This is a genomic window from Rugamonas sp. GW822-FHT03B10, assembly GCF_058801745.1.
This window is the reverse complement of sequence record NZ_JBXANP010000008.1, coordinates 157,821-181,529: the sequence shown is the minus strand read 5'-3', so window position 1 is coordinate 181,529 and position 23,709 is coordinate 157,821. Positions and strand designations below refer to the sequence as shown.

Sequence of the window (23,709 nt, the reverse complement as noted above, 5' to 3'; positions counted from 1 at the left end):
TGCGCTCAGCCAACGGTCAATGGACGCGCTGGGCGGTGGGCTTTTCCTGCTGCACGAGGATGAAGGGGCTGACCACCACGGCCCACAGTTCCGCGTCCGCTTCCAGCCAGCTTTGGGCCTGCTGGTCCGACACCTTGGCCAACAGGCCGGCGTTCATCCACTTGCTGATGTTGGCCTTGTCGTCGTGCGAGACGCGCACGGCCACGTCCACCAGGTCCAGCGAATTGGCCACCCACACCACGTTGCCGGCGGCGAAGTGCTTGAGCAGTTCGGTCCACGGCAGGCGGGCGGTTTCGCGGTTCACTTTGTGGCGCAGGTCGGTGTCGTTTTCGGGTTTGGTTTGCATACGTTGTTCGGTAAAGGGTGTGGCCGGTGGCCTTCAATGGCAACCATGTTAACCGATCGCCCTCCGGTTGGCGATATCCGGGCTGCGAAGATTGTTGATTACTCAACCATCCGTGGCGCTCGCCACGCGTTCGATGTGCGCTTCGGGCGTGCCGTGCCAGCTCAGGCGATACACGTCGCCCTTGCGCACGTTGCCCACCAGCGCGGGGCGGAAGCAGGCCAGGTTGGTGCCTTGCGGCCGCCGGGTGCTCGGATAGATCACACCCATCGAGCCGCCGTCCAGCAGGCGCGCCGCCAGTTGCTGCGATTCGATGTAGCTGCCCGGATCCAGGCAGTCTTCGTAACGCGGTTGCGCGCGCAGGTCGTGGAAGGTGGCCGTGAAGTCGGCCAGCATGGTCTGGTAGTTCACGGCATCGTCGAAGCGGTTGATCTCCATGTATTCCACCGTCTTGTGGAAGCAGACCTCGGCCAGCGCCGTCTCGACGTCGAACGCGCAGTACCATGCGCCGCGCAGGCCGTCGTTGAAGCGGCTGCCTTCCGGCCGGGCGTAGGTGAAGGCCGCGTTGATGATGCGGAAGTTGGGCACGCCGAACACCAGTTCATCCATGCTGATGCCGGCCGCGCCGCCATGCTGCGCCACCAGGCGCGCGTTGGTGGCGTTATCGAGGTCGAACAGATCGTGCAGGTGGTCGTCGCTGTCGGCCAGCGGCGCCAGCACCGAATCCTCCACGTCGGCGAAGCGCGACGGCAGCAGGCGGCAGGTGTCGAACTGGCGCAGCGTGGTCAGGGGCGGGGTGAGGCGCGGGATCAGGCTGACCGGCACTTACAGACCTCCGCGGCGGGCGTCGAGCAACTGGCGCGTGGTCTGCATGGCCAGCAGGCCGCCGCCGAGCATGTGGGCCAGCGGCGTGCGGCCGCCGAAAATCTGGTTGGTGTTGGGCAGGCCGACCCACTCGTCGGCCAGCTTGTCGCCGTACAGGATGTGCAGCGCCTTGTAGATGCCCAGCAGGTAGGAGATGCGCGTGATGCGGTCCACCTCCAGCAGCCGTTCCGGGTTCTTTTTCCATTCGTAGTAGGCGCTGGATGACAGGCCGCCCAGCAGCTCACGGGCGTCGTCGTCGCGCAGGTGCCAAGCCGCGGCCAGCCGGAAGAAGCCCTTCAGGGCGGACTTGGAGAGGCGCTCGCGCTCGGCTTTGGCGTTCAGGTCGACCAGCACCGTGGGTTCGAAGCGGCTCTTGGGGTAGGCGTAGGTGGGATGCATATATCCTCCGTTTATGGATTCTTTATACTCCACTTCAGGATGATTTGCAATCGTGCGCATGGTTTCCCCCCCCCGAGCGCCCATGATGGGATACGGCCGCACGGGGGAGTTGACGTGGCGCAATACCTTGCCCGGCCTTATGCCGGTTCCGCGTGCTCCACCAGCAGTTGCACCTTGGTGACGCCGTTGTACTCGTTGGCGTCGAGCCGGAACGCGACCCGCGCCCGGTCGCCCAGCGCGTCCACGTGGCCGAACCAGATCGCGTCGTAGCGGGTGCCGTTCTTCTCCAGCAGCAGCTTGAGGTGGCGTTCCTTCAGGATGCGCTGGCTGACGACGCGGAATTCGTCGCAGAACACGGGCGGCGCGAAGCCCTGGCCCCACACCTGGCCATCCATCAGCGCGATGAAATTGGTGGTGTAGCAGTCGTCCTCCAGCGGGCCGTCCGTCTCGATCACCCGTTCCAGCTGCTGCTCGGTGAGCCAGGCGCGGCCCACTTCCTCGAACGCGGCCGAGAAGGCGTCGAACGCCTCGGCGCGGATGGTGAGGCCGGCCGCCATGGCGTGGCCGCCGAACTTGTCGATCAGGCTGGGCGCGCGCTTGGACACCAGGTCCAGCGCGTCGCGCAGGTGGAAACCGGGGATGGACCGGCCCGAGCCCTTGAGCCAGCCGTCGGCGCCGGGCGCGAAGGTGATGGTGGGGCGATAGAACTTCTCCTTCAGGCGCGAGGCCACGATGCCGATCACGCCCTGGTGCCAGCTGTCGTCGAACACGCTGATGGTGCTGCTGTTGGCCGGCTCGAACTGGTCGAGATGGAGCAGGGCCGTGTCCTGCATGTCGGCCTCGATCTCGCGGCGCTTGAGGTTGATCTCGTTGAGCTGCTGGGCCAGTTCCCAGGCGCGGCCCTCGTCGTCCGTGATCAGGCATTCGATCCCCAGCGACATGTCCTCCAGCCGGCCGGCCGCGTTCAGGCGCGGGCCCAGCGCGAAGCCAAGGTCGAACGGATTGGCGCTGCGCGGATCGCGTCCGGCCACGCGGAACAGCGCCGCCACGCCCGCGTGCATGCGGCCGGCGCGCATGCGCTTGAGGCCTTGCGCCACCAGGATGCGGTTGTTCGGGTCCAGCCGCACCACGTCGGCCACGGTGCCCAGCGCCACCAGGTCCAGCAGGCTGTCCAGCTTGGGCTGGGTCTGGGCGTCGAACACGGCGCGCCGGCGCAGTTCCGCGCGCAGGGCCAGCAGCACATAGAACACCACGCCCACGCCGGCCAGGTGCTTGCTGGGGAAGCCGCAGGCAGGCTGGTTCGGATTGACGATCACGCGCGCCTCGGGCAGCGTGTCGGCCGGCAGGTGGTGGTCGGTCACGACCACTTCGATGCCGCGCCGGTTGGCCTCGGCCACGCCGTCGATGCTGGCGATGCCGTTGTCCACGGTGATGATGATGTCGGGCTGCTTCTCGCGCGCCGTCAGCGCCACGATCTCGGGCGTGAGACCGTAGCCGTACTCGAAGCGGTTGGGCACGATGAAGTCCACCACCGCGCCCATGGCCCGCAGGCCGCGCAGGGCGGTGGCGCAGGCGGTGGCGCCGTCGCAATCGTAGTCGGCCACGATCACCATGCGCTTGCCGGCGGCGATGGCGTCGGCAAGGAACACTGCCGCAGCGTCCACGTGCAGCAGGCCGGATGGCGGGATCATGGATGCCAGTTCACTCGACAGCTCGCGCACGTCGGTCAGGCCGCGCGCCGCGTACAGGCGCGCCAGCACGGGGTGGACGCCGCCCTGGCGCAGCATCTCGGAGGTGCGGAACGAGCAGGGGCGGGTGGCGATACGGGTCATGTCGATAACTTGGTCAGGGTGGGCTTGCGCCAGAATTTGTGTTGCGCCAGTTTGCTGGTGGTGTAGCTGGCGCTGGTGTGGCGGTGGCTGAGCACCAGCGTGGCGCGGCTGATGCGGCCATCGCGCAGGGCCGCCAGCAGTGGCGCGAACCATTGCTGTTCCAGCGCGCGCATGTGGTCGAGCCAGGCCGCCCACTCGCCGGCGATGGCCGGTTCGATCAACTGGCCCAGCACGGCCATCGGATGCGATTCGCCTTGGGCCAGCAGCGTGTCGAAGGTGGCGTCGCGCAGCGCCGGCGGGCAGAGTGCGCGCAGCCAGGGCTGGCCGGCGATGACGGCGGGTGCGGACGACGGCTGGCCGGCCGATGCGCCGCCCCACAGCCAGAACGAGTTGACCGGCGGCAGACCGCGCGCCTGGCGGGCTTCGTTGACGGGGTGCTCGTACCACAGCATCTGGATTTCATTCTGCAGCTTGCGGGCCGAGACGGCGTGCTCGCCCTCCGGCATCCAGTCGCTCAGATTCATGCCGGTGACGCAGTCGGGGGAGGCCGTGCGCAAGCCCTGCCAATGGTCGGCGCGCATGAACCAGGTGGTGGCGTCGCCGTAGACCAGCGGCTGGCCCAGTTCCTCGAAATAAGGGCGGGCCGATTCGTACAACGCGCGCGATTCCGCCTCCTCCAGCCGCAACTGGCGCGGATCGGCCAGCGTCAGGTGGGTGCGCGCCATCTGCACATGGACGGGGTGGACGATGAACCAGTGGCCATCGGCCGGCGTCGTCCCAAAACCGGCCAGCGCGGCGGCGGCCAGCGGCGCGCCCCGCTCGGTCGGCGGCGTGCCTGGCGTGGCCGGTCCCGCGTGGTTCAGGCCAAGCGTGTGCGCCAGCCAGGTCTCGTAGGGCAACGCGCGGGCGCCCGTGTCTATCGTCTCCCGGCGCTCGGCGGCGGTGCGCGATAGCAGGGCGGCGAGGGCGGGTAGCTCAAGGGCGCGGTGCAGGTCGGGGGCGAGTTCGGACGGGGGCAGGGCGAACGGCAGGGCGAGGGTAATCTGGGTCATGCGGCATTGTAATTTATCTGGGCGACGGGAGGGAGGCTAGCCGGGATGGTCACATGCTTCTTGCAAGTAAGTAATATTGAGAAAAATCAAGAAAGTTGTTGCGTTAGTTGAAAATAAAAGTATAATTCGACAACAGGTGATGTTTATTTGACATTAACTTTCATTTGATAAGTCTGCCAGGGTGAATGACTTTTTGGGCAGGCGATGGCGGCGATTCGTTTGAATTGCCACAACAACAACCTAGGGAGTCCCCATGAAGTTCAACAAAATGCTTGCCGCAGCCGCGCTGTTCGGCGCCACCGTACCGGCGTTCGCCGCTGTCACCGTCTTCGATTTCTCCAACCTCGAATATGTGAGCGGCCACAATACCGGCCTGCTGCCTTCGGAATCGCTCAACAGCGGCTACTGGAGCTGCACCGGCGGCGACATCTGCAGCTCGAACATCGACGGTCGTGGCCACAGTCTGGGCGGCGATCTGGTCTACACCGTGGGCGGCATCAGCGCCACGGCCACCGCCCAGTACCAGAAGCACTCGCATTGGCAGGACGCCACCGTGGTGCAGGACCATGAAAACGGCTACAGCGCCGCCGGTAAGATCGGCGCCGGCCTGGGCGTCTACCATGTGGCCGGCGACAGCGGTGACGACAACATCACCAGCGGCGAGAAACTGACGCTGACCTTCGCCGGCCCGGTCCAGCTCAGCAACGTGATGCTGCGTTCGGACGGCCATGACACGAGCTGGGACCGCAATGCCACCTTCCTGCTGAACGGCACCTCGTACAAACTGGCCGACACCATCTCGCCCGCGCTGACCGGCTCCGTGTTCACCTTCCAGTTCGGCGGCGCCAAGCCGGATCAGTTCTATCTCGGTGGCGTGACCGTGTCGGCCGTGCCGGAGCCTTCGAGCTACGCGATGCTGCTGGCCGGTGTGGGCCTGCTGGGCTTCATGGCCCGTCGCCGCAAGCCGCAAGCTTAAGAGCGCATTAAATCCCCTGATCGCCCCGCCTCCCAGCAGGCGGGGTTTTGGTTTTTGGCTTCGAAAACGGCCCGCCGCGCCCCATGGCCGGCGGTTTATATGGCACACTGCGGGCTCGCAAACATTCCACCGTTTTGGGACCCCATGAGCATCATGCAGAAACTGCCGTTTGAGTGGCTGGTCGGGCTGCGCTACACGCGCGCCGGCAAGCGCAGCGGCCGTAACAGTTTTATCTCCTTTATCTCGCTCATCTCCATGGCCGGCATCGGCCTGGGCGTGGCCGCGCTGATCGTCGTGCTGTCCGTGATGAACGGCTTCCAGAAGGAAGTGACGGACCGCATGCTGTCGGTGCTGGCCCACGTTGAGATCTTCGACGCGCGCGGCTCCATGCCCGACTGGCAGTTCGAGGCCGCCGAGGCGCGCAAGAATCCGGAAGTGATCGGCGCCGCGCCGTTCGTGGAAACGCAGGGCATGTTGATCCGCGACGATGAGCTGCGCCCGGCCGTGATCCGCGGCGTGCTGCCGGAACAGGAACCGACCGTGTCCGACGTGTCGCGCCAGATCAAGCGCGGCAGCTTCGCGGCGCTGGAGGCGGGGGCCTACAACATCGTGCTCGGCATCGAACTGGCGCGCGCGCTGCACGTGGGGCTGGGCGAGAAGGTGACGCTGGCGCTGGCCCAGGGCCAGGCCACGCCGGCCGGCGTGTTGCCGCGCCTGCGCTCGTTCACGGTGGTGGGCATCTTCGAGGCCGGCCACAACGAATTCGACTCCGGCCTGGCCTTCGTCCACATCACGGACGCGCAAAAACTGCTGCGCCTGGACGCGCCGTCCGGCCTGCGTCTGCGCCTGTCCGACATGCACCGCGCGCCCCAGGTGGCGCTGGACCTCAAGCGCAGCATGCATCCGGACCTCATCATGCGCGACTGGTCCAAGCTGAACGCCAACTGGTTCGCTGCCGTACAGACGGAAAAGCGCATGATGTTCATCATCCTCACACTGATCATCGCGGTGGCCGCGTTCAACCTCGTCTCCACGCTGGTGATGACGGTGACGGACAAGCAGGCCGACATCGCCATCCTGCGCACGCTGGGCGCCTCGCCGCGCTCGATCATGAAGATTTTCATGATCCAGGGCGCGCTGGTGGGCATCCTGGGCACCGCCATCGGCATCACCTTGGGCGTGACGGTGGCGCTCAACGTGGACGTGATCGTGCCGTTTATCGAACATTTATTGGGAGTGCAGTTCTTGTCGAAGGATATTTACTACATCAGCACGGTGCCGTCCGACCTGCGCTGGCCGGACGTGTACAAGATCGGCGGCGTGGCCGTGGTGCTGGCGTTCCTCGCCACGCTCTATCCGAGCTGGTGGGCGGCCCGCGTGAAACCTGCGGAGGCGCTGCGCTATGAGTAATCACGACATCCACAACGGCGCGCCGGTGCTGTCCTGCCGTGGGCTGGGCAAGACTTTCACGCAAGGCGCCTATTCGGTGCAGGTGCTGAACGGGATCGACATCGAGGTGCGGCGCGGCGAGCGGGTCGCCATCGTGGGCGCGTCCGGCTCCGGCAAATCGACGCTGCTGCACCTGCTGGGCGGGCTCGATACGCCCACGCGCGGCAGCGTGACCCTGCTGGGCAAGGACTTCGCGAGCATGAGCGAAAAGGCGCGCGGCGACCTGCGCAACGCGTCGCTGGGCTTCGTCTACCAGTTCCACCACCTGCTGCCGGAATTCTCGGCGCTCGACAACGTGGCCATGCCACTGATGATACGGCGCACCAAGCGCAGCGAAGCGCTCGACGCCGCGCAGCAGATACTCACCCGCGTCAACCTGGCCAAGCGGGTGACCCACGTGCCGGGCGAACTGTCCGGCGGCGAACGGCAGCGCGTGGCGCTGGCGCGCGCGCTGGTCACGCAACCGGCCTGCGTGCTGGCCGACGAACCGACCGGCAACCTCGATCACGCCACGGCCCAGCAGATTTTCGATCTGATGCTGGAACTGTCGCGCACCTTGGGCACGGCCTTCGTCATCGTCACCCACGATATCGAACTGGCGCGGCGCTGCGACCGCATCCTGCGCCTGACGGATGAGGGCTTGAAGCCAGCCGAGGACTGATCATGTGGATCGACACCCACTGCCACCTGGACGCGCACGAATTTGGGGCCGAATCGGCCGCCATCGCGGCGCGCGCGCGGGAGCAGGGGGTGTCCATGATCGTGATTCCGGCGGTGGAGCGGGCCAACTTTGGCGTCGTGGCGGCGCTGGCGGGACAGGTGGACAACGCCTGCTACGCGCTGGGTATCCATCCGATCTACGTGCCCCAGGCCGGCGAGGACGACCTCCGCATCCTGCGCGAACAGGTCGCCGCCAGCATGGGCGACGAACGCATGGTGGCCATCGGCGAGATCGGTCTGGACTTCTTCATCCCCATGCTGACCGAGCCGGCCATGCGGGAAAAGCAGGTGTACTTCTTCCGCGAACAGCTCAAGATCGCCCGCGAATTTAAGCTGCCGGTGCTGATGCATGTGCGTCGTTCGCAGGACGTGGTGCTCAAGCACGCACGCCAGATCCAGCCCGCCGGCGGCATCGCGCACGCGTTCAACGGCAGTGCGCAGCAGGCGCGAGGCTATATCGACCTCGGTTTCAAGCTGGGCTTCGGCGGCGCCATGACCTTCACGCGCGCCCTGCAGATACGCCGGCTGGCCGCCGAACTGCCGTTATCGTCCATTGTGCTGGAGACGGACGCGCCGGACATTTCCCCCAGCTGGATCCATCCGGGCCGCAACGCGCCCGAGCATTTACCGCGCATCGGCGCTGTGCTGGCCGAACTGCGCGGCATCAGCGTGGAAGAAGCGGCGGCCGCCACCACCGCCAACGCGCGCGCCGTATTGCCGCGCATTCCACTGATTCCCTGAGCAGCATCAATAGCACGTCGGGCCGGGGCGTGAATTAGCGCCGCGCTTTGGCTACCATTTGCCGGATCGACCCATGCGGCAGCGGGTGACAGGCGGCGGGCAAGCGATGCGGACAACGATACTCGGATTCGCGGTGGGGGCCGCGTTGCTGCAAATGCAGCCGGCTTTGCCGGAATGGCCCGTTATCGAAGTGGGCTTGTTGCTGGCGCTGGCCGGCTATCGGCTGCGTGGCGGCTGGCTGCGCACGGCATTGGTGTTTGGCGCGGGCCTGCTGCTCGGTTTCGGCTGGGCCGCCATGCAGGCGCGCAGTGCGCTGGCCGATCAGCTGGAGAAGGCCGATGAAGGACGCGATATCGTCTTGGTTGGCACCGTCGCCAATCTGCCATTTCGATTCGGCGATGGCGTGCGGTTCAATTTCGCCGTCGAACGGGTGATGGGCGCAGCCATCCACGTGCCGGCCAACCTGTCGCTGGCGTGGTACGCCAACCGCCGTGGTGCAGTAGCCGATGCGCCCGACGCGACTCGCCAATCTGCGTATGGCACGGTCGCGTTTTCGGACGGCGTCGCGTTTGGCGACGTGCAGCCGGGCGAACGCTGGCAACTGGCCGTGCGTCTGCAACGGCCGCACGGCAATGCCAATCCCTATGGATTCGACTACGAGGTGTGGTTGCTGGAGCAGGGGCTGCGCGCCACCGGCTACGTGCGGCCATCGGCGGCGAACCGGCGGCTCGATAGTTTCGTGCTCAGTTTCGGCCATGTGGTGGAACACTGCCGCGCCGTGCTGCGCGACCGGATCCAGCGCGCGTTGCCGGGTAAGGAATACGCGGGCGTCATCGTGGCGCTGGTGGTGGGCGACCAGCGCGGCATCGCGCAATCGGACTGGAAAGTGTTCAACCGCACAGGGATCGGGCACCTCATTTCCATCTCCGGCTTGCATATCACGATGGTGGCGGGGCTGTTCTCGCTGGCCGTCTCCGCGCTCTGGCGTCGCTCGTTCTTCACGCGCTGGCAACTGCCGCTGATCCTGCCCGCACAAAAAGTGGCGGCGCTGACCGGCGCCGGCGTGGCGCTGTTGTACGTGCTGCTGGCCGGCTTCGGCGTGCCAGCCCAGCGCACGCTGTACATGCTGGTGGTGGTGGCCACGGCGCTGTGGCTGGACCGGATCGCCTGCGTGTCCTACGTGCTTTGCGCCGCGCTCGGTGTGGTGGTGGTGCTTGATCCCTGGGCCGTGCTGTGGCCCGGCTTCTGGCTCTCGTTCGGCGCGGTGGCCGTGATCCTGTACGCGACGGTGGGCCGCACCGTCGTCCGTTCGACCAAGGACGCGCCGTTGCCGCGCCATCGGCGGCTGTGGGAGGTCTTGCGGCTGGGCGCGAACACGCAATATGCGGTGACGATGGGCCTGGTGCCATTGTCGATGCTGCTGTTCGCGCAGGTCTCGATCGTCAGTCCGCTGGCCAATGCGGTGGCGATACCGCTGGTCAGTCTGGTCGTCACGCCGCTGTCGCTGGTGGGCAGCGTGCTGCCCATGGCGCTCGCGGTTCCCGTGCTGGGACTGGCGCACCTCATCGTACAGGTGCTGGCGGCTTGTTTGCAGTGGTTCAGTGGCCTGCCGCTCGCCGTCTGGAACGCGCCCACGCCGCCGTTCTGGCTGTTCTGCTGGGCCCTGTTCGGCACCGTGTGGATGCTGGCGCCGCGCGGCTGGCCCGTGCGCTGGCTGGGATTGGCGACCTGGATACCGCTGCTGGCCGCCACGCCCACGCACCCGCGCGCAGGCGCCATGCGCGTAACGGCGTTCGACGTGGGGCAGGGCATGGCGCTGCTGATCGAGACCAGCGGCCACCGCCTGTTGTACGACACAGGGCCGCTGTACTCGGACGTGTCGAACGGCGGCAACCGGGTCATCCTGCCATATCTGGGTGCGCGCGGCATATCGAGGCTGGATGGCATGATCGTCACCCACAGCGACAGCGATCATTCCGGCGGCGCGCTGGCCGTGCTGGCGGCGCTGCCCGTGGGTTGGGTGCTATCGTCGCTGCCACCCGACCATGCCATCGTGCGCGCCGCCCGCCAGCATCGGCACTGCGAGGCTGGACAGCGCTGGGAATGGGATGGCGTACGCTTTGAGATGTTGCATCCGTTGCAAGTCAGTTACGCCGATTCCACGCTCAAGCCCAACGCGCGCGGCTGCACGCTGAAGATCAGCGCCGCTGGCAAATCACTGCTGCTGGCCGCCGACATTGAAGCGCCCCAGGAAGCGGCTTTGTTGCAGCGTGCCGGCGCCGTCCTGGGCGCCGACGTGCTGCTCGCACCGCATCACGGCAGCGGCACCTCGTCCACGCCGGCTTTCCTGTCGGCGGTTCATCCCCGGTTCGCACTGTTCCAGGTCGGTTACCGCAACCGTTATCACCATCCCAAACCTGAGGTGTATGCGCGCTATGGGGCGTTGGGCATACAACGATTGCGGACCGATGAATCGGGCGCGGTAACCTTGACGTTCAGTGACGGCGTGTATGTGGAAGGGTTTCGGGACGCGCACAGGCGTTACTGGTACGGCCGCTGACAGAGGATGGGCGAAATTTAGAGCACCTCCACCAACACCCCCGCCGCGCCTCCATTACAATGAAATGATCACCACCGCACGGAGACCGCCTTGTACCGCAAGGCGTTAGCATAAAAACATGAGCAAGCCCCAGCTGCATTTCGCCCACGCCAATAGTTACCCGGCCGGCACCTACCGCCAGTTTTTTGAACACTTGGGCAAAGAATTCGATATCCAGGCGCTCGACATGCACGCCCATAATCCGCTATATCCCGTCACCGATTGCTGGGATGCGCTGGTGGACGAATACATCGCCGAACTGACGGCGCGCTACCAGGAACCCGTCATCCTGCTCGGCCATTCGCTGGGTGGAATGCTCAGTCTCATGGTGGCCCACAAGCGCCCGGACCTGGTGCGCTGCGTCGTCATGCTCGACTCGCCCGTGGTGGCCGGCTGGCGCGCCTTGTTCTGGCGCGTGATGAAGCTGACCAAGGGCGCGGACAAGTATTCGCCGGCCCGGTTCTCGGCCCGCCGCCGCTTCGTGTGGCCGGACGCGGAGGCGGCCTACCAGCACTTCGTGAGCAAAGACCTGTTCGCGGCCTGGGCGCCCGGCGTGCTGCGCGACTACATGGAGCATGGCCTGAAACCGCACCCGGAGGGCGTGCAATTGCGCTTCACCCGCGAAATCGAGACGGCCGTCTACCGCAGCCTGCCGCACCACCTGGGTGCGATGATGCGTGGCCGCTTCCCCGTGCCGATCGGTTTCATCGGCGGTACGGATTCGTGGGAGACCAGCCAGTCGGGCCTCGACCACACCCAGGCGCTGGTGGGCGAGCATTTCCGCCTGCTGCCGGGCGGGCACCTGTTCCCCATGGAGTCGCCCGAGCTGGCGGCCAAGGCCACGTCCGAGATGATCAAGGCGCTGCTGGCGGACCAACGCCGTGTGCGTCCCCAAAAAAGGCTGCCAGCGCATGCTTGAGCCCATCAAAACCTTCAGCTGAGTGCCCGTTTCGCGTAAAATCGCGTGCAAAAGCGCCGCGCCGGCCCGCGCGGACCAGCCGTTCCCACTTTTGAGGTACCTTTGCAATGACGATTAAGAGCGATAAATGGATACGCCGGATGGCGGAGCAGCACAATATGATCGAGCCGTTCGAGCCCGGCCAGGTGCGCGCGCAGGACGGCCGCAAGGTCATCTCCTACGGCACCTCGTCCTATGGTTACGATATCCGCTGCGCCGACGAATTCAAGATTTTCACGAACATCAACAGCACCATCGTCGATCCGAAGAACTTCGATTCGAACTCGTTCGTGGACGTCAAGAGCGACGTTTGCATCATCCCGCCCAACTCGTTCGCGCTGGCGCGCACCATCGAGTACTTCCGCATTCCGCGCAACGTGCTGACGGTCTGCCTGGGTAAATCGACCTACGCCCGCTGCGGCATCATCGTCAACGTGACCCCGTTCGAGCCCGAGTGGGAAGGCTACGTCACGCTGGAATTCTCCAACACCACGCCGCTGCCGGCCAAGATCTACGCCGGTGAAGGCTGCGCCCAGGTGCTGTTCTTCGAAAGCGACGAAGTGTGCGAAACGTCGTACAAGGACCGCAACGGCAAATACCAGGGCCAGCACGGCGTGACCCTGCCGAAAGCCTAAGCCGGAAGACGATGCCGGGGGCTAGCCCCGGCAGGAAACAGCACCTGCACCCCTAGTCCTCGTCCATCGAGTCCATCGCCCAGTCGTACAGTGGCGCCGTGGGCATCCGCCACGCGGCGCACGATGGACAGTCCCAGGCCGCTGCCCGGTTGATTCGCGTCCGCCAGCCGGAAGAAGCGGTCGAACACGCGTTCGCGCATTGCGGGCGGAATCCCCGGCCCGGTATCGGCCACCTCCAGGCACACTTGCTCCCCCTCGCGGTGGCACGACAGGCGCACCACGCCCGGTTGCGGCGTGTAGCGCATGGCGTTGTCGCACAGGTTACGCAACAGGATGTGGATGCTGTCCGGGTCCAGCATGCAGCGCGCCGGGGATAACTCCGTCTCCAGTTGCAGGCCGTGGCGGCGTGCCTGTTCGCGCAGTGCCGGCACCTGCGCGGCCAGCAGTTGGCACAGGTCCAGCGATTGCAGGGCAGGGTGGGCGCCCGTCTGCGGTTCCAGCCGCGACAGCGTCATCAACTGGTCCACCAGACGGCTGGCCCGGTCCACACTGGCGCCCAGGCCGGCCAGGAATTCGTTGCGCTCGGCGTCGTTGCGGGCGCGCTGGATCACCTGCAGATTGGTCTTGATGGCGGCCAGCGGCGTGCGCAGCTCGTGCGCCGCGTCTGCCGTGAAGCGCTGCTCGTGCTCCAGCGTCAGCCGCACCCGCTCGAACAGGTGGTTGATGGCCCGCAGCAGCGGCTGCACTTCCGTCGGCGCGCCGTCCACGCTCACTTCGCGCAGTTCATTGGGCGTGCGCTGGGCCACTTCACCGGCGCTGCGCTGTAAGGTACGGAAGACGCGGTTGATGCTCCACCAGATGGCGCCGGCCAGTAGCGGCACCGCCAGCAACGCGTAGCCGGCGATGCGGTGGGCGAACTTGTCGCTGATTTCCTGACGGTGACTGGCCGGTTCGGCCAGCTGGATCTGTAGATGGCCCTTGCCGTCCCAACTGGTGTAGGTGCGCCAGCGGCGTGTTTCGATGCTGGTCCATCCCAGTCCGTCGGCTTTTGCGAGCGGCTGCTCGGGTGCGGCGGCGCTTTTGTACAGCAGATGGCCTTCCTTGTCCCACAACTGGAAGATCAGGTACTCGCCGTGCATCAGGTCATCGTGCTCGTCCAGCGCCGTCGGGTCCACGCCCTGGCCTTCCTCCACCTCGTGCGCGGCCAGGGTGAGCAACAGGTGCGCCGCTTCCGTCAACGACTGATCGAACTGTTCCTGGCTCTCGCGATCCGCTTCCAGGTAGACGGTGAAAGCGCTCACGGCCCACACGGCGCAGGTGAGGCTAAGCAGCACCATGAGCAGCGTGCGCCGCAGCGACCAGCTGCGTGCGGCGGGGGCCGCCGTCATGGCGTGGGGCCGGCCGGCGCCGGGTCGATGGTGTAGCCTACCGCATGCACGGTGCGGATCAATTCCTTGCCCAGTTTTCGGCGCAGGTGGTGGATGTGGACCTGGATCGCGTTGCTTTCCACCTCCTCGCCCCAGCTGTACAGGGTCTCCTCCAATTGTTCGCGGCTCAGCACCCGACCCCGGTTCTCCACCAGCATCAGCAGGATGCCATATTCTTTGTTCGTCAGCGGCACGGGCTGGCCGGCGCTGCGCACCTGGCGCGCGGCCGTGTCGATTTCCAGCGTGCCGTGGGTAAGCAGTTCCCGCGTGCGCCCGGCCGCGCGGCGGCTGGCGGCGCGGATGCGGGCGGCCAGTTCGTCCAGGTCGAACGGTTTGATGATGAAATCGTCCGCGCCGCCATCGAGGCCGGCGATGCGGTCGGGCACCTGGTCGCGCGCCGTCACGATCAGGACCGCGCCGGCGTAGCCGTTGGCGCGCAGGGTGCGCAGCACCTGCATGCCGTCCATCTGGGGCAGGCCCAGGTCCAGCAGCACGCAGTCGTAGTGGTGCAGGCGGGCGGCCGTCAGCGCGCTTTCGGCCGACTGCACCCAGTCGACGGCGTAGTTCGACTGGTCCAGACCGATCTGCGTGGCCCGTCCAAGCTGGGGATCATCCTCGACCAACAAGATGCGCATGGCGTCCTTTCCAATAATTTTATGATCTGCCGCGCAGACAGGGCGGGCAGCCTCTCGCTAGCATGATCCCATGGTAGGGCGCAGTTGTTAAGAAGCTCTTAACAAGTTTCGCCCATGATCCGCAGCATTCACCACACATCCACAGGCTGTCATGATATCCATACCTACCCCCACTGGCGCCGCCCGACGCGGTCAATTGTTGCTGCTGGCGTGCGCGCTGGCCATCGCCTCCTGGCCCGCGCGGGCGCAAGCCCCGGCGGAGGAAATCATCAAACTTGACGCGACCCAGCAGCGCCGCGCCGGCGTGCAGACGGTGGCGGCCGGGGCGCCGTCGCCCGATGGCGGCAGCAGCGGCCAGCAACTGGCCGGCACCGTGGTGGCGGCGCCCGAGGGCACGGCTGTTGTGAGCAGCATCGTGGCTGGGGTGGTGCAGCAGATCCATGTGAGCCCGCTGCAGGAAGTGCGCGCCAGCACCGCTGTTGTCACCTTGTTCAGTCAGCAGCTGGTCGAGTGGCAGCGCGATTACCTGCAACTGGCCACCCAGGCCACGCTCGCGCGACGCAAACTGACCCGCGACGAAGCCCTGTTTGCGGATGGCGTGATTGCCCGTTCCCGGCTGGAGGAAAGCCGGGCGGCCTCGATGCAGGCGTCCGTGATGGCCAGCGAGCGGCGCCACGCGCTGCGCGCGGCCGGGATGGGACAAGCCCAGTTGCAGCGCTTGCTGGAAAAACAAGCCATGTCGCCGGCGCTGACGCTGACTGCGGGTGCGGCCGGCACCTTGCTCGATTTGCCGCTGTCGCCCGGCCAGCGGGTGGAGGCGGGCGCGCCGCTGGCCCGCATCGCCAAATCCGGCGCCCTGTGGCTGGAACTGCAGGCCACGCCGCAACTGGCTGCGCAACTGCACGTGGGCGATACGGTGCAGGTGGTCGGATGCGGCGCCGCGCGGGTGCAGGCGCTGTCGCCACACCTGAATGCAGGCAACCAGAGCGTGCTGGTACGGGCGCGCATGGAGCGCGAAGGCTGCCTGAAATTGAACCAGTATGTGCAGGCGACGGTGGCGGCCAAGCCGGCCGGCGGCGTGCTGCTGCCGTCGTCGGCCCTGGTGCGGCGCGGCGCGGCCAACTATGTGTTCGTCCAGCGCACCACCGGCTTCGCGGCCGTGCCGGTGACGATGGCGCCGGCGGGTGCGGACTCCATGTGGGTGCAAGGCGCGCTGCCGGCCGGTAGCCAGGTGGCGGTGCGGGGCGTGGCCGCCATCAAGGGCGCCTGGCTTGGTCTGGGTGCGGAAGGAGCCAAGTGATGCTGGAACGTCTGATTGCATTCGCGCTGTCGCAGCGCCTCCTGATGCTGGTGCTGACGCTGATGCTGGGCGCGGCCGGCGTGCAGGCGCTGCGGGGGCTGCCGATCGACGCCTTCCCCGACGTCTCCGGCACCCAGGTCAAACTGATCATGAAAGCGCCCGGCATGACGCCGGAGGAAGTGGAGGCGCGCATCGTGGCGCCCATCGAACAGGAATTGATGGGCATACCGCGCCAGGTGATGCTGCGTTCGCAGTCCAAATACGCCATCGCCGACGTGACGCTCGATTTCCAGGACGGCACGGACGTGTTCTGGGCCCGCCAGCAGGTCAGCGAGCGGCTGGCCGGCGTGCTCAAGGACCTGCCGGCCAACGTGGTGGGCGGCCTCGCGCCGATCACGACGCCGCTCGGCGAAGTGTTCATGTTCACCATTGAAGGGCCGCTATCGCTGGCCGACAAGCGCACGCTGCTCGACTGGACCATCCGCCCGCAACTGCGCGGTATTCCCGGCGTGGCCGAAGTGAACACGCTCGGTGGCCTGGTGCGCAGTTTCGAGGTGGTGCCCGACGTGACGGCACTGGCGGCGCGCCGCCTGTCGTTGTCGCAGTTGCAGGCCGCGCTGGAGAACAACAACCGCAACGACGGCGCCGGACGCCTTGGAGCGGGCGAGGAATCGCTGCTGGTGCGCAGCGACGGCAATATCCGCACGCTGGACGACGTGCGCGCCATCAGCGTCGCCTCGCGCGACGGCATGACGGTGCGGGTGGGCGACGTGGCCACCGTCCGCATCGGCCAGCTGACGCGCTATGGCAGCGTGACCGAGAACGGCAAGGGCGAGGCGGTGGAGGCGCTGGTGCTGTCCATGCGCGGCGCCAACGCGCAGCAGGTGGTCAACGAGGTGCGCGACAAACTGGCGCTGATCGGCAAGACCCTGCCCGCCGGCACCAGCATCAAGACCTTCTATGACCGCGGCAACCTGGTGGAGCGCGCCGTGGGCACCGTCACCTCGGCGCTGGGCGAGGCGACCGTGCTGGTGGTGCTGCTGCTGTATCTGTTCCTTGGCAACCTGCGCTCGGCGCTGGTGGTGGCGTGCATCCTGCCGCTGGCCGCGCTGGGCACCTTCGTGCTGATGCAAGCCTATGGCCTGAGCGCCAACCTGATGTCGCTCGGCGGCCTGGCGATCGCCATCGGCATGCTGGTGGACGCGGCCGTCGTCGTGGTGGAGAACATCGAGGCGCATGGCAACACGCCCGGCCCCAAGCTGGCGCGCCTGCACGTGATCTACCGCGCCGTGCGCGAAGTGGCGCTGCCGGTGACGGCCGGCATGCTGGTCATCATGATCGTGTTCCTGCCGCTGCTGTCGCTGCAAGGACTGGAGGGCAAACTGTTCGGCCCCGTGGCGCTGACCATCATCTTCGCGCTGGCGGCCTCGCTGCTGCTGTCGCTGACGGTGATCCCCGTGCTGGCCTCGCTGCTGCTGAAGGACCATCACGGCGACGCGCCCCGGCTGGTGCAATGGCTGGAACGCCAGTACCGCAGGCTGCTGGCGGTGGCGCTCGGCCACGGCCGCAAGGTGGCCGTGGGGGCGGTGGCGGCGCTGGTGCTGGCGGCGGTGCTGTTCCCGTTCATCGGCAAGTCGTTCATGCCCACGCTGGATGAGGGCGACATCATCATGCAGATCGAGAAGCTGCCGTCGGTGAACCTGCAGGAATCGGCGCGGCTGGACATGGCGCTGCAGCAGCGCATCCTGGCCCAGGTGCCGGAGGTGTCGCGCATCGTGGCCCGTCTCGGTTCCGATGAACTGGGGCTGGACCCGATGGGCCTGAACGAGACGGACAGCTTCCTCGTGCTGAAGCCGCGCGCCCAATGGCGCAGCCAGGACAAGGAAGTGCTGATCGACGCCTTGCGCGCGGCCACAGCGGGCTTCCCCGGCCTGAACATCAGCTTCACCCAGCCGATCGAGATGCGCACGTCCGAAATGCTGTCCGGCGTGCGGGGCGACCTGGCCGTGAAAATCTACGGTCCCGACCTCAAGCGGCTCGGCGCGCTGGCCGACGCTGTGGTGGCCGCCGTGCAGGCCGTCCCTGGCAGTGAGGATGTGCTGACCATCAAAAACAGCGGCGTGCAGTACCTGCAAGTGGAGCTGGACCGGGCCGCCGTGGGCCGCGCCGGCTTGAATGGCGACCAGGTGCAGAACGACCTGCGCACACTGGTGGAAGGGCGCACGGTAGGGGTGGTGGTGGAGCAGAACCGCCGTGTTCCCCTGCTGTTGCGGGGCGCGGACGATTTGCAGCGCTCGCCCGACCTGTTCCAGCAACTGCGCCTGCCGCAGGAGGGCGGCGACGCGCTGTCGCTCGGCCACCTGGCGGCGCTGCGCATGGTGGACGGCCCGGTCAAGGTGGAACGGGAGAACGCGTCGCGCATGGTGGTGGTGCGCGCCAACGTCCGGGGCCGCGACCTGGTGGGCTTTGTCGACGAGGCCAAGGCGCGGGTGGCCAAGCTGGTGCCGCTGCCGCCCGGCTACCGCATGGCGTGGGGTGGCCAGTTCGAGAACCAGCAGCGCGCGGCGGCCCGTTTGGGCATGGTGGTGCCGGTGGCGCTGGCGCTGATCTTCCTGCTGCTGTTCGCCACCTTGCACAGCGTGCGGCAGGCGTTGCTGGTGTTCGTGAACATCCCGTTCGCGCTGGTGGGCGGCGTGGTGGCCCTGGCCGTGACGGGGCAGTACCTGTCCGTGCCGGCCTCCGTTGGCTTCATCGCGTTGATGGGTATCGCCGTGCTGAACGGGCTGGTGATGATCACCTGCTTCAACCAGTTGCTGGCGCGCGGCATGCCGCTGGCTGAGGTGGTGGTGGAAGGCGCCCTGCGCCGCCTGCGGCCCGTGCTGATGACGGCTTGCATCACGGGCTTCGGCCTGGTGCCGCTGCTGCTGGCCAGCGGACCCGGTTCCGAGATCCAGAAGCCGCTGGCCATCGTCGTCACGGGTGGCCTGCTGAGCGCAACGTCGCTGACCCTGATCCTGTTGCCGCTGCTGTTCCGCCGTTTCGGCGTGGCGCGGCAACGTTAAGAAAAGAGAGTGCAAAGAAAATGAGCATGAGTACCGATATCAAATACGAGGCCATGTTGACGCTGGCCATCCCCGGCGCGCTCGAAGGCGACGTGCTGGACTTCCTGCTGCTGCGCCCCGAGCAGGCGCCGGGCTTCTCCGTGGTGGACGCGCAGGGCATGGGCAAGGGCGCCACCCTGCATACGACGCTGGAACAGGTGCAGGGCCGTTGCCGGCGCAAGCTGGTGCACGTGGTGGGCACGGTGGACGGCCTGAAAGCGCTGGTGGCGGCGCTGGCGGCGGAACTGCGCAATCCCGAAGTGGCGTGGTGGCTCACGCCGGTGCTCGCGTTCGGGAGGCTGGCATGAAACGCTTAGTGGTGCTGTCGATATGCGCGCTGCTGGCCGGTGCGCCAGCCTTCGCCCAGCACGCCGCCGACCCGGCGTTGGCGTTGCTGCCGCCCGAGGCCACGGTGCGGCAGGTGCTGGCCGCCATGCCGCAGTTGCGCGAAGTGGCCTTGCAGGGCGAGCTGGCCCAGGCCAACAAGGCCGGGCTGGAAGCGGGGCGACATGAATGGACGGTGCGCGCCGGCGTGAGCACGCGCAACGAGCTGGCCGGACCCACGTGGCGCGAACAGGAAGTCGCCCTGGAACGCCCCGTGCGCTGGTTCGGCAAGGCCGCGCAGGATGCCGCCATCGGCGCCACCGGTGTGGCCGTGGCGCAGGCGGCCCACGAGGACGCGTGGCACGAAGCCGGCCGCACGTTGATGGCGGACTGGTTCTCCGCCGTGCGCGAGAACGTCGCGGTGGCGCGGCTGGAGCAGCAGCACGCGCTGGCGGGGCAACTGGTGCGCGTCGCCACGCAGCGCGTGAAGGCGGGCGATGGCGCGGCGCTGGAGCAGTTGCAGGCGGAGACGGAGCAGGCACGCGTGGCGGCGCAATTGCAGCAGGCGCGCCAGCGCGGCGCGTTGGCGCAGCAGCTACTGCGGTCGAATTATCCCGGCTTGCCGGCCGCGCCGGCTTCAGACCTGCCCGCGCCGCAGGAGCCGGAAGGCTCGGCCGATAGCTGGGTGGCCAGCATCGTGGGCCACAATCACGAGTTGGAACTGGCCGAATCGTCGGCGCAACTGGCCGCACAGCAGGCGCGCCGCGCCAGCGCCGAGCGCATGCCCGATCCCACCGTGAGCGTGCGCGCCAGCCGTGAACGGGGTGGCCAGGAGCGGGTGCTGGGGCTGGTGCTGTCGATGCCGTTGCCGGGCGCGGGTCGCGGCGCGGACACGCGCGCCGCCACCGCGCGCGCGGAGCAGGCCAAGGAACGGCTCGACATGGCGCGCATCCGCGTCGATGCGGGAGCGCGCCGGGTGGTGCTCGACAGTGGCCATAGCCGCCAGATCTGGCAAACCATGGACAGCATCGCGCAGCAAAGCGAACGCCAGGCAGCATTGATGATGAAGGCGTATGCGGCGGGCGAAGTCAGTCTGAGCGAGGCGTTGCTGGCGCGGCGGCAATCGCTGGATGCGGCGCTGGCGGCCCAAACGGCCCAGCTGGATGCGCTGCAAGCCTATGCACGGCTGAAGCTCGACGCCCATATGTTGTGGGCCTTCGAGGAGTAAGGCCCGCGACAGGGACGCGATGAGGGGGGCCGCTCAGGGCGTGCCGTCCGCCCCCGACGGGTGCCGCTGGCCGATGGGCAGCACGATCTCCACGCACAGCCCACCCTCGGGCCGGTTGCTGGCCGTGATCTCGCCGCCGTGCGCGTGCACCACATGCTGGGCGATGGCCAGTCCCAGACCGTGGCCGTCGGTGTCGTTGCGCGTGTTGGCGGACCTGAAGAAGGGCTGGAAGATGGACGCCAGCTCGTCCGCTGCGACGCCGGGTCCGTTGTCCAGCACCCGGATGCAAAGCTGGCGCGCGTGGGGGCGCGGCCGCAACTGCAGCAGCACCGTGCCGCCCTCCGGGCTGTGCTTGATGGCGTTGCGCACCACGTTCTCGATGGCGCGCGCCAGCAGGTCGGCCTGGCCGATCACCACCACGTCGGCCTCGCCGTCGCATGCCACGCCGCGGCGCTGGCTCGACGCCTCGAAACCGGCATCGTCCACGATCTGCTCCAGCAGGTCGGCCATGCTGATCTCCTCCTGTCCCGCGCCCAGCGCGCCGGCCTCCAGCCGCGATAGCGTGAGCAATTCGCCCACCAGCTTGTCCATGCGTACGCCCTCGCGCTCGATGCGCGCCATCGACGACGCCATCTTGTCCGGCAGCTGGTGCGCCAGCCCGATGGCCGCCTGAAGGCGCGCCAGCGGCGAGCGCAGTTCGTGCGAAACGTCGTGCAGCAAGCGGGTCTGGCCGTCGATCAGGCTGCGCAGGCGCGCGGTCATGCGGTCGAAGTCGCGCCCCAGATCGTTCAGCTCCGTACCGCGCTTGCCGGAGGCATCCACAAAGCGGGGCGCCAGATCGCCGCCGGCCGCCGCTTCAAACGCGGCCCGCAGGGCCCGGATCGGACGCGAGAAATACCAGGCCAGCAGCACCGCAAACAGCAGGCTGGCCAGGATGGCCGCCACGATGGGCACGTACGGCGCCAGCGGCTGGAAGCGCGGATTGCGGCCATCGGGCGGTGGGTTGGCGCGCGGCGGGCCGCCTTCGCCTCCTGGACCGGGTGGCGGCATGCGCAATGCGTCGCCATCGGGCGCCGGCTGTGAGCCATGGTCGCGCGGCTTGGTTGGTGGCCCGCCGGGGCCGTCGCCGGGTCCATGACGGGGCGGCTCGCCCATGTGCGGGTCGCCCAGGCCGGCCAGCAGCGGGTTCGGATAGCCGCCGTCGAAACCGCGCAGCCGTTCGTGCGACGGCAGGAACAACAGGTAGTGCCGGCCGCCGGCATCGCGCGCGTCGCGCACGGCGGGGCGGGCATCGTCCTCTTTCAACAAGGCCCGCGCTTCGGCCAGCATGGCCGGGCTGACCGCGCGGCCCAGCAGTTCCCGGCCCTGGGCGTCGACGGCGAACACCCGGTGGTGGCGCATGGCGGTCAGCAGGCCGCGCAGCGCATCCGCGCCGCCGAATTCGAGCGTGGCGGCGGCCGAGTTGATGGCCATTTCGGCCGGCGGGCTGGTGTCGATGACGGCGCCGGCGTTGTTGGCGGCGTTGCGGTTCTTGAGCCAGACGGCGCCGCCTATGCCCACCGTGGCCGCCAGTTGGGCCAGCAGGATGGAGAGGAAGAACTTCCAGAACAGGCGGCCCACGGCTTATTCCTTGATCAGCTGGTAGCCCTGGCGGTACACGGTCTGCAGGCAGGAGCGGCCATCGGCGATGGTGCCCAGCTTGTGCCGCAGGCTGCTCAGATGGACGTCGATATTGCGGTCGAAGCGGGCCATGGGCCGGCCCAAACCCTGTTCGGACAGGGTGTTCTTGCTGACGGGCCGGCCGGCATGACGGGCCAGCACTTCGAGCAGGTTGAATTCGGTGCTGGTCAGTTGCAGCTTGACGCCGGCCCAGGCGGCGCGGCGCTGTTCCGGCCACATGGTGAGCTGGCCCACGCTGAGCGTGGCGGGGCCGCCGGCATCGGCCGGCGCGGCTTGCGCGCGGCGCAGGATGGCGCGGATGCGGGCCGTCAGTTCGCGCGGGGTACAAGGCTTGGCCACGTAATCGTCCGCGCCCAGCTCCAGGCCCACGATGCGGTCGGTGTCGTCGCCGCGCGCCGTCAGCATCAGGATGGGCAGCTGGCTGCTGTTGCGGATGCGGCGCAGCGTCTCCAGTCCGTTCATGCGCGGCATCATCACGTCGAGGATGGCGATCGCATAAGTGCCAGTGAGCGCTTCGGCCGTGCCGGCTTCGCCGTCGTGGACGGCCTTGACGTCAAAGCCTTCCTGCTCCAGGTATTCCTGGAACATGCTTACCAGTTCGATATCGTCGTCGATCAGCAGGACTTTGCTCATTGCAGCGCGTGTGGGGCAGTGTGGATGCGGCCATCATAACGCAAGCGGGACCGGGGGCGGCCCGGCTTTACCCGCTTTTACACCGCCTTGAACGGCCGTCTTTACACGGTTTTACCTTGTCCTAACGGCGCTTTACACCACCCGGCCGGAAAATGGCGGCTCCAATGCACAACCAAGGACCGCTGTCATGAATATCAAGAGAACGAAGATGCAAGCATGCCTGCTGGCCGCGATGCTGGCCTTGCCCCTGGCCGCCCACGCCGACGTGGCCGCGATGGCCGATGGTGCCCCGGGCGCCGGCCCCGCGTGCGGCCATCCGCCCGGCCCCGGCATGGACGACGGCCACCCGATGCGCGGGCTGGAAGCCATGCATGGCGGCCCTGCCATGCCCGGCATGATGCCGTTCGGCGCCGCTGGCATGGGCGGCGAGCCGCCATTCCTGCGCGCTGTCGAGCTGAGTGAGGCGCAACAAGACAAAGTGTTCGCCATTCTGCATGCGCAGGAACCCTACCTGCGGGACCAGGGCAAGGCCGTCGCCAAGGCACATGCGGCGCTGCGTGAACTGGCGCGCGCGGCGCAGTACGACGATGCCAAGGCCGCATCGCTGGCGCAAGCGGGTGCCCAGGCCATGGCCAACCTCATGCTGCAACACGTGCGCACGGAGCAGAAACTGCTGGCCGTGTTGACGCCGGAGCAGCGCAAGCAGCTGGACGAGCATGTGCGCCCACAGGATCAGCGCCGCCAGCCAACACGGGCACCGCGCCAGTAATCACGCCTATCCATTCCCCGCTCCACCCCAACCAAGGAGAACCC

The 23,709-nt window shown here is 67.4% G+C and carries 21 protein-coding genes; 12 read left to right on the top strand and 9 right to left on the bottom strand.

The annotated features are described in order from the left end of the window. Positions 1-16: 16 nt before the first annotated feature. The 5 genes from AC1RQG_RS15415 to AC1RQG_RS15395 all read right to left on the bottom strand — a co-directional run bounded on the left by AC1RQG_RS15415 (position 17) and on the right by AC1RQG_RS15395 (position 4,490). A complete protein-coding gene (locus AC1RQG_RS15415; RefSeq protein WP_493132868.1) occupies positions 17-346 on the bottom strand; it encodes a DUF2288 domain-containing protein in 330 nt (109 codons plus the stop codon). A gap of 102 nt (positions 347-448) precedes the next feature. Beyond that, positions 449-1,168, bottom strand: a complete 720-nt coding sequence (locus AC1RQG_RS15410; RefSeq protein WP_493132866.1) for an RES family NAD+ phosphorylase — start codon at positions 1,166-1,168, stop codon at positions 449-451. Beyond that, entirely contained in the window at positions 1,169-1,606 is a 438-nt protein-coding gene (locus AC1RQG_RS15405) for an antitoxin Xre-like helix-turn-helix domain-containing protein (protein ID WP_493132863.1), read from the bottom strand. It abuts the gene before it with no gap. A 137-nt stretch (positions 1,607-1,743) separates the two neighbouring features. Next, entirely contained in the window at positions 1,744-3,438 is a 1,695-nt protein-coding gene (recJ, locus tag AC1RQG_RS15400) for a single-stranded-DNA-specific exonuclease RecJ (protein ID WP_493132861.1), read from the bottom strand. Continuing rightward, positions 3,435-4,490 carry a hypothetical protein gene (locus AC1RQG_RS15395; RefSeq protein WP_493132858.1) on the bottom strand — a complete coding sequence of 352 codons (1,056 nt, stop codon included), beginning with the start codon at positions 4,488-4,490 and terminating at the stop codon, positions 3,435-3,437. The genes recJ and AC1RQG_RS15395 overlap by 4 nt, the downstream gene beginning before the upstream one ends. A 253-nt stretch (positions 4,491-4,743) precedes the next feature. Here AC1RQG_RS15395 and AC1RQG_RS15390 point away from each other — a divergent pair, with 253 nt between their 5' ends. The 7 genes from AC1RQG_RS15390 to dcd all read left to right on the top strand — a co-directional run bounded on the left by AC1RQG_RS15390 (position 4,744) and on the right by dcd (position 12,568). Further along, on the top strand, positions 4,744-5,466 hold the full coding sequence (locus AC1RQG_RS15390) for an FxDxF family PEP-CTERM protein (RefSeq protein WP_493132856.1): 723 nt from the start codon (positions 4,744-4,746) through the stop codon (positions 5,464-5,466). A 144-nt stretch (positions 5,467-5,610) separates the two neighbouring features. Continuing rightward, positions 5,611-6,876 (top strand): lipoprotein-releasing ABC transporter permease subunit, encoded by a 1,266-nt coding sequence (locus AC1RQG_RS15385; protein ID WP_493132854.1) that lies wholly within the window; start codon positions 5,611-5,613, stop codon positions 6,874-6,876. Further along, positions 6,869-7,576, top strand: a complete 708-nt coding sequence (gene lolD / locus AC1RQG_RS15380) for a lipoprotein-releasing ABC transporter ATP-binding protein LolD (RefSeq protein WP_493132851.1) — start codon at positions 6,869-6,871, stop codon at positions 7,574-7,576. Before AC1RQG_RS15385 ends, lolD begins: the two co-directional genes overlap by 8 nt. A gap of 2 nt (positions 7,577-7,578) precedes the next feature. Then, complete coding sequence (locus tag AC1RQG_RS15375; protein ID WP_493132848.1) at positions 7,579-8,376, top strand: TatD family hydrolase; 798 nt, start codon at positions 7,579-7,581, stop codon at positions 8,374-8,376. A 106-nt stretch (positions 8,377-8,482) separates the two neighbouring features. Then, complete coding sequence (locus AC1RQG_RS15370) at positions 8,483-10,936, top strand: DNA internalization-related competence protein ComEC/Rec2 (RefSeq protein ID WP_493132846.1); 2,454 nt, start codon at positions 8,483-8,485, stop codon at positions 10,934-10,936. A 118-nt stretch (positions 10,937-11,054) separates the two neighbouring features. After that, on the top strand, positions 11,055-11,894 hold the full coding sequence (locus tag AC1RQG_RS15365) for an alpha/beta fold hydrolase (RefSeq protein WP_493132844.1): 840 nt from the start codon (positions 11,055-11,057) through the stop codon (positions 11,892-11,894). A 107-nt stretch (positions 11,895-12,001) separates the two neighbouring features. Beyond that, the gene (gene dcd / locus AC1RQG_RS15360) at positions 12,002-12,568 is read left to right on the top strand and encodes a dCTP deaminase (protein ID WP_493132842.1); all 567 of its coding nucleotides are present in this window, start codon (positions 12,002-12,004) and stop codon (positions 12,566-12,568) included. On the opposite strand, the gene AC1RQG_RS15355 is transcribed toward dcd, so the two are convergent. After that, on the bottom strand, positions 12,565-13,956 hold the full coding sequence (locus AC1RQG_RS15355; RefSeq protein ID WP_493132840.1) for an ATP-binding protein: 1,392 nt from the start codon (positions 13,954-13,956) through the stop codon (positions 12,565-12,567). The two genes, dcd and AC1RQG_RS15355, sit on opposite strands and share 4 nt — an antisense overlap. After that, a complete protein-coding gene (locus tag AC1RQG_RS15350) occupies positions 13,953-14,630 on the bottom strand; it encodes a response regulator transcription factor (RefSeq protein ID WP_493132838.1) in 678 nt (225 codons plus the stop codon). The genes AC1RQG_RS15355 and AC1RQG_RS15350 overlap by 4 nt, the downstream gene beginning before the upstream one ends. 151 nt (positions 14,631-14,781) lie before the next feature. Between AC1RQG_RS15350 and AC1RQG_RS15345 the strand changes: the two genes are divergently transcribed. The 4 genes from AC1RQG_RS15345 to AC1RQG_RS15330 are packed head-to-tail and all read left to right on the top strand — an operon-like array spanning position 14,782 to position 20,583. Beyond that, entirely contained in the window at positions 14,782-15,930 is a 1,149-nt protein-coding gene (locus AC1RQG_RS15345) for an efflux RND transporter periplasmic adaptor subunit (RefSeq protein ID WP_493132836.1), read from the top strand. Continuing rightward, complete coding sequence (locus AC1RQG_RS15340) at positions 15,930-18,992, top strand: efflux RND transporter permease subunit (protein WP_493132834.1); 3,063 nt, start codon at positions 15,930-15,932, stop codon at positions 18,990-18,992. The genes AC1RQG_RS15345 and AC1RQG_RS15340 overlap by 1 nt, the downstream gene beginning before the upstream one ends. Before the next feature lie 26 nt (positions 18,993-19,018). Beyond that, positions 19,019-19,339: a DUF3240 family protein gene (locus tag AC1RQG_RS15335; RefSeq protein WP_493132831.1), complete on the top strand. Its 321-nt coding sequence runs from the start codon at positions 19,019-19,021 to the stop codon at positions 19,337-19,339. Further along, positions 19,336-20,583 (top strand): TolC family protein, encoded by a 1,248-nt coding sequence (locus tag AC1RQG_RS15330; protein ID WP_493132829.1) that lies wholly within the window; start codon positions 19,336-19,338, stop codon positions 20,581-20,583. Before AC1RQG_RS15335 ends, AC1RQG_RS15330 begins: the two co-directional genes overlap by 4 nt. A gap of 33 nt (positions 20,584-20,616) precedes the next feature. Here the strand turns inward: AC1RQG_RS15330 and AC1RQG_RS15325 are convergent, their stop codons facing one another. Then, complete coding sequence (locus tag AC1RQG_RS15325) at positions 20,617-22,203, bottom strand: sensor histidine kinase (protein WP_493132826.1); 1,587 nt, start codon at positions 22,201-22,203, stop codon at positions 20,617-20,619. Positions 22,204-22,206: 3 nt separating this feature from the next. Then, a complete protein-coding gene (locus tag AC1RQG_RS15320) occupies positions 22,207-22,896 on the bottom strand; it encodes a response regulator (RefSeq protein WP_493132823.1) in 690 nt (229 codons plus the stop codon). A 187-nt stretch (positions 22,897-23,083) separates the two neighbouring features. Between AC1RQG_RS15320 and AC1RQG_RS15315 the strand changes: the two genes are divergently transcribed. Next, positions 23,084-23,665, top strand: coding sequence for a Spy/CpxP family protein refolding chaperone (locus AC1RQG_RS15315; protein WP_493132820.1), 582 nt, complete (start codon positions 23,084-23,086; stop codon positions 23,663-23,665). Positions 23,666-23,709: the final 44 nt, after the last annotated feature.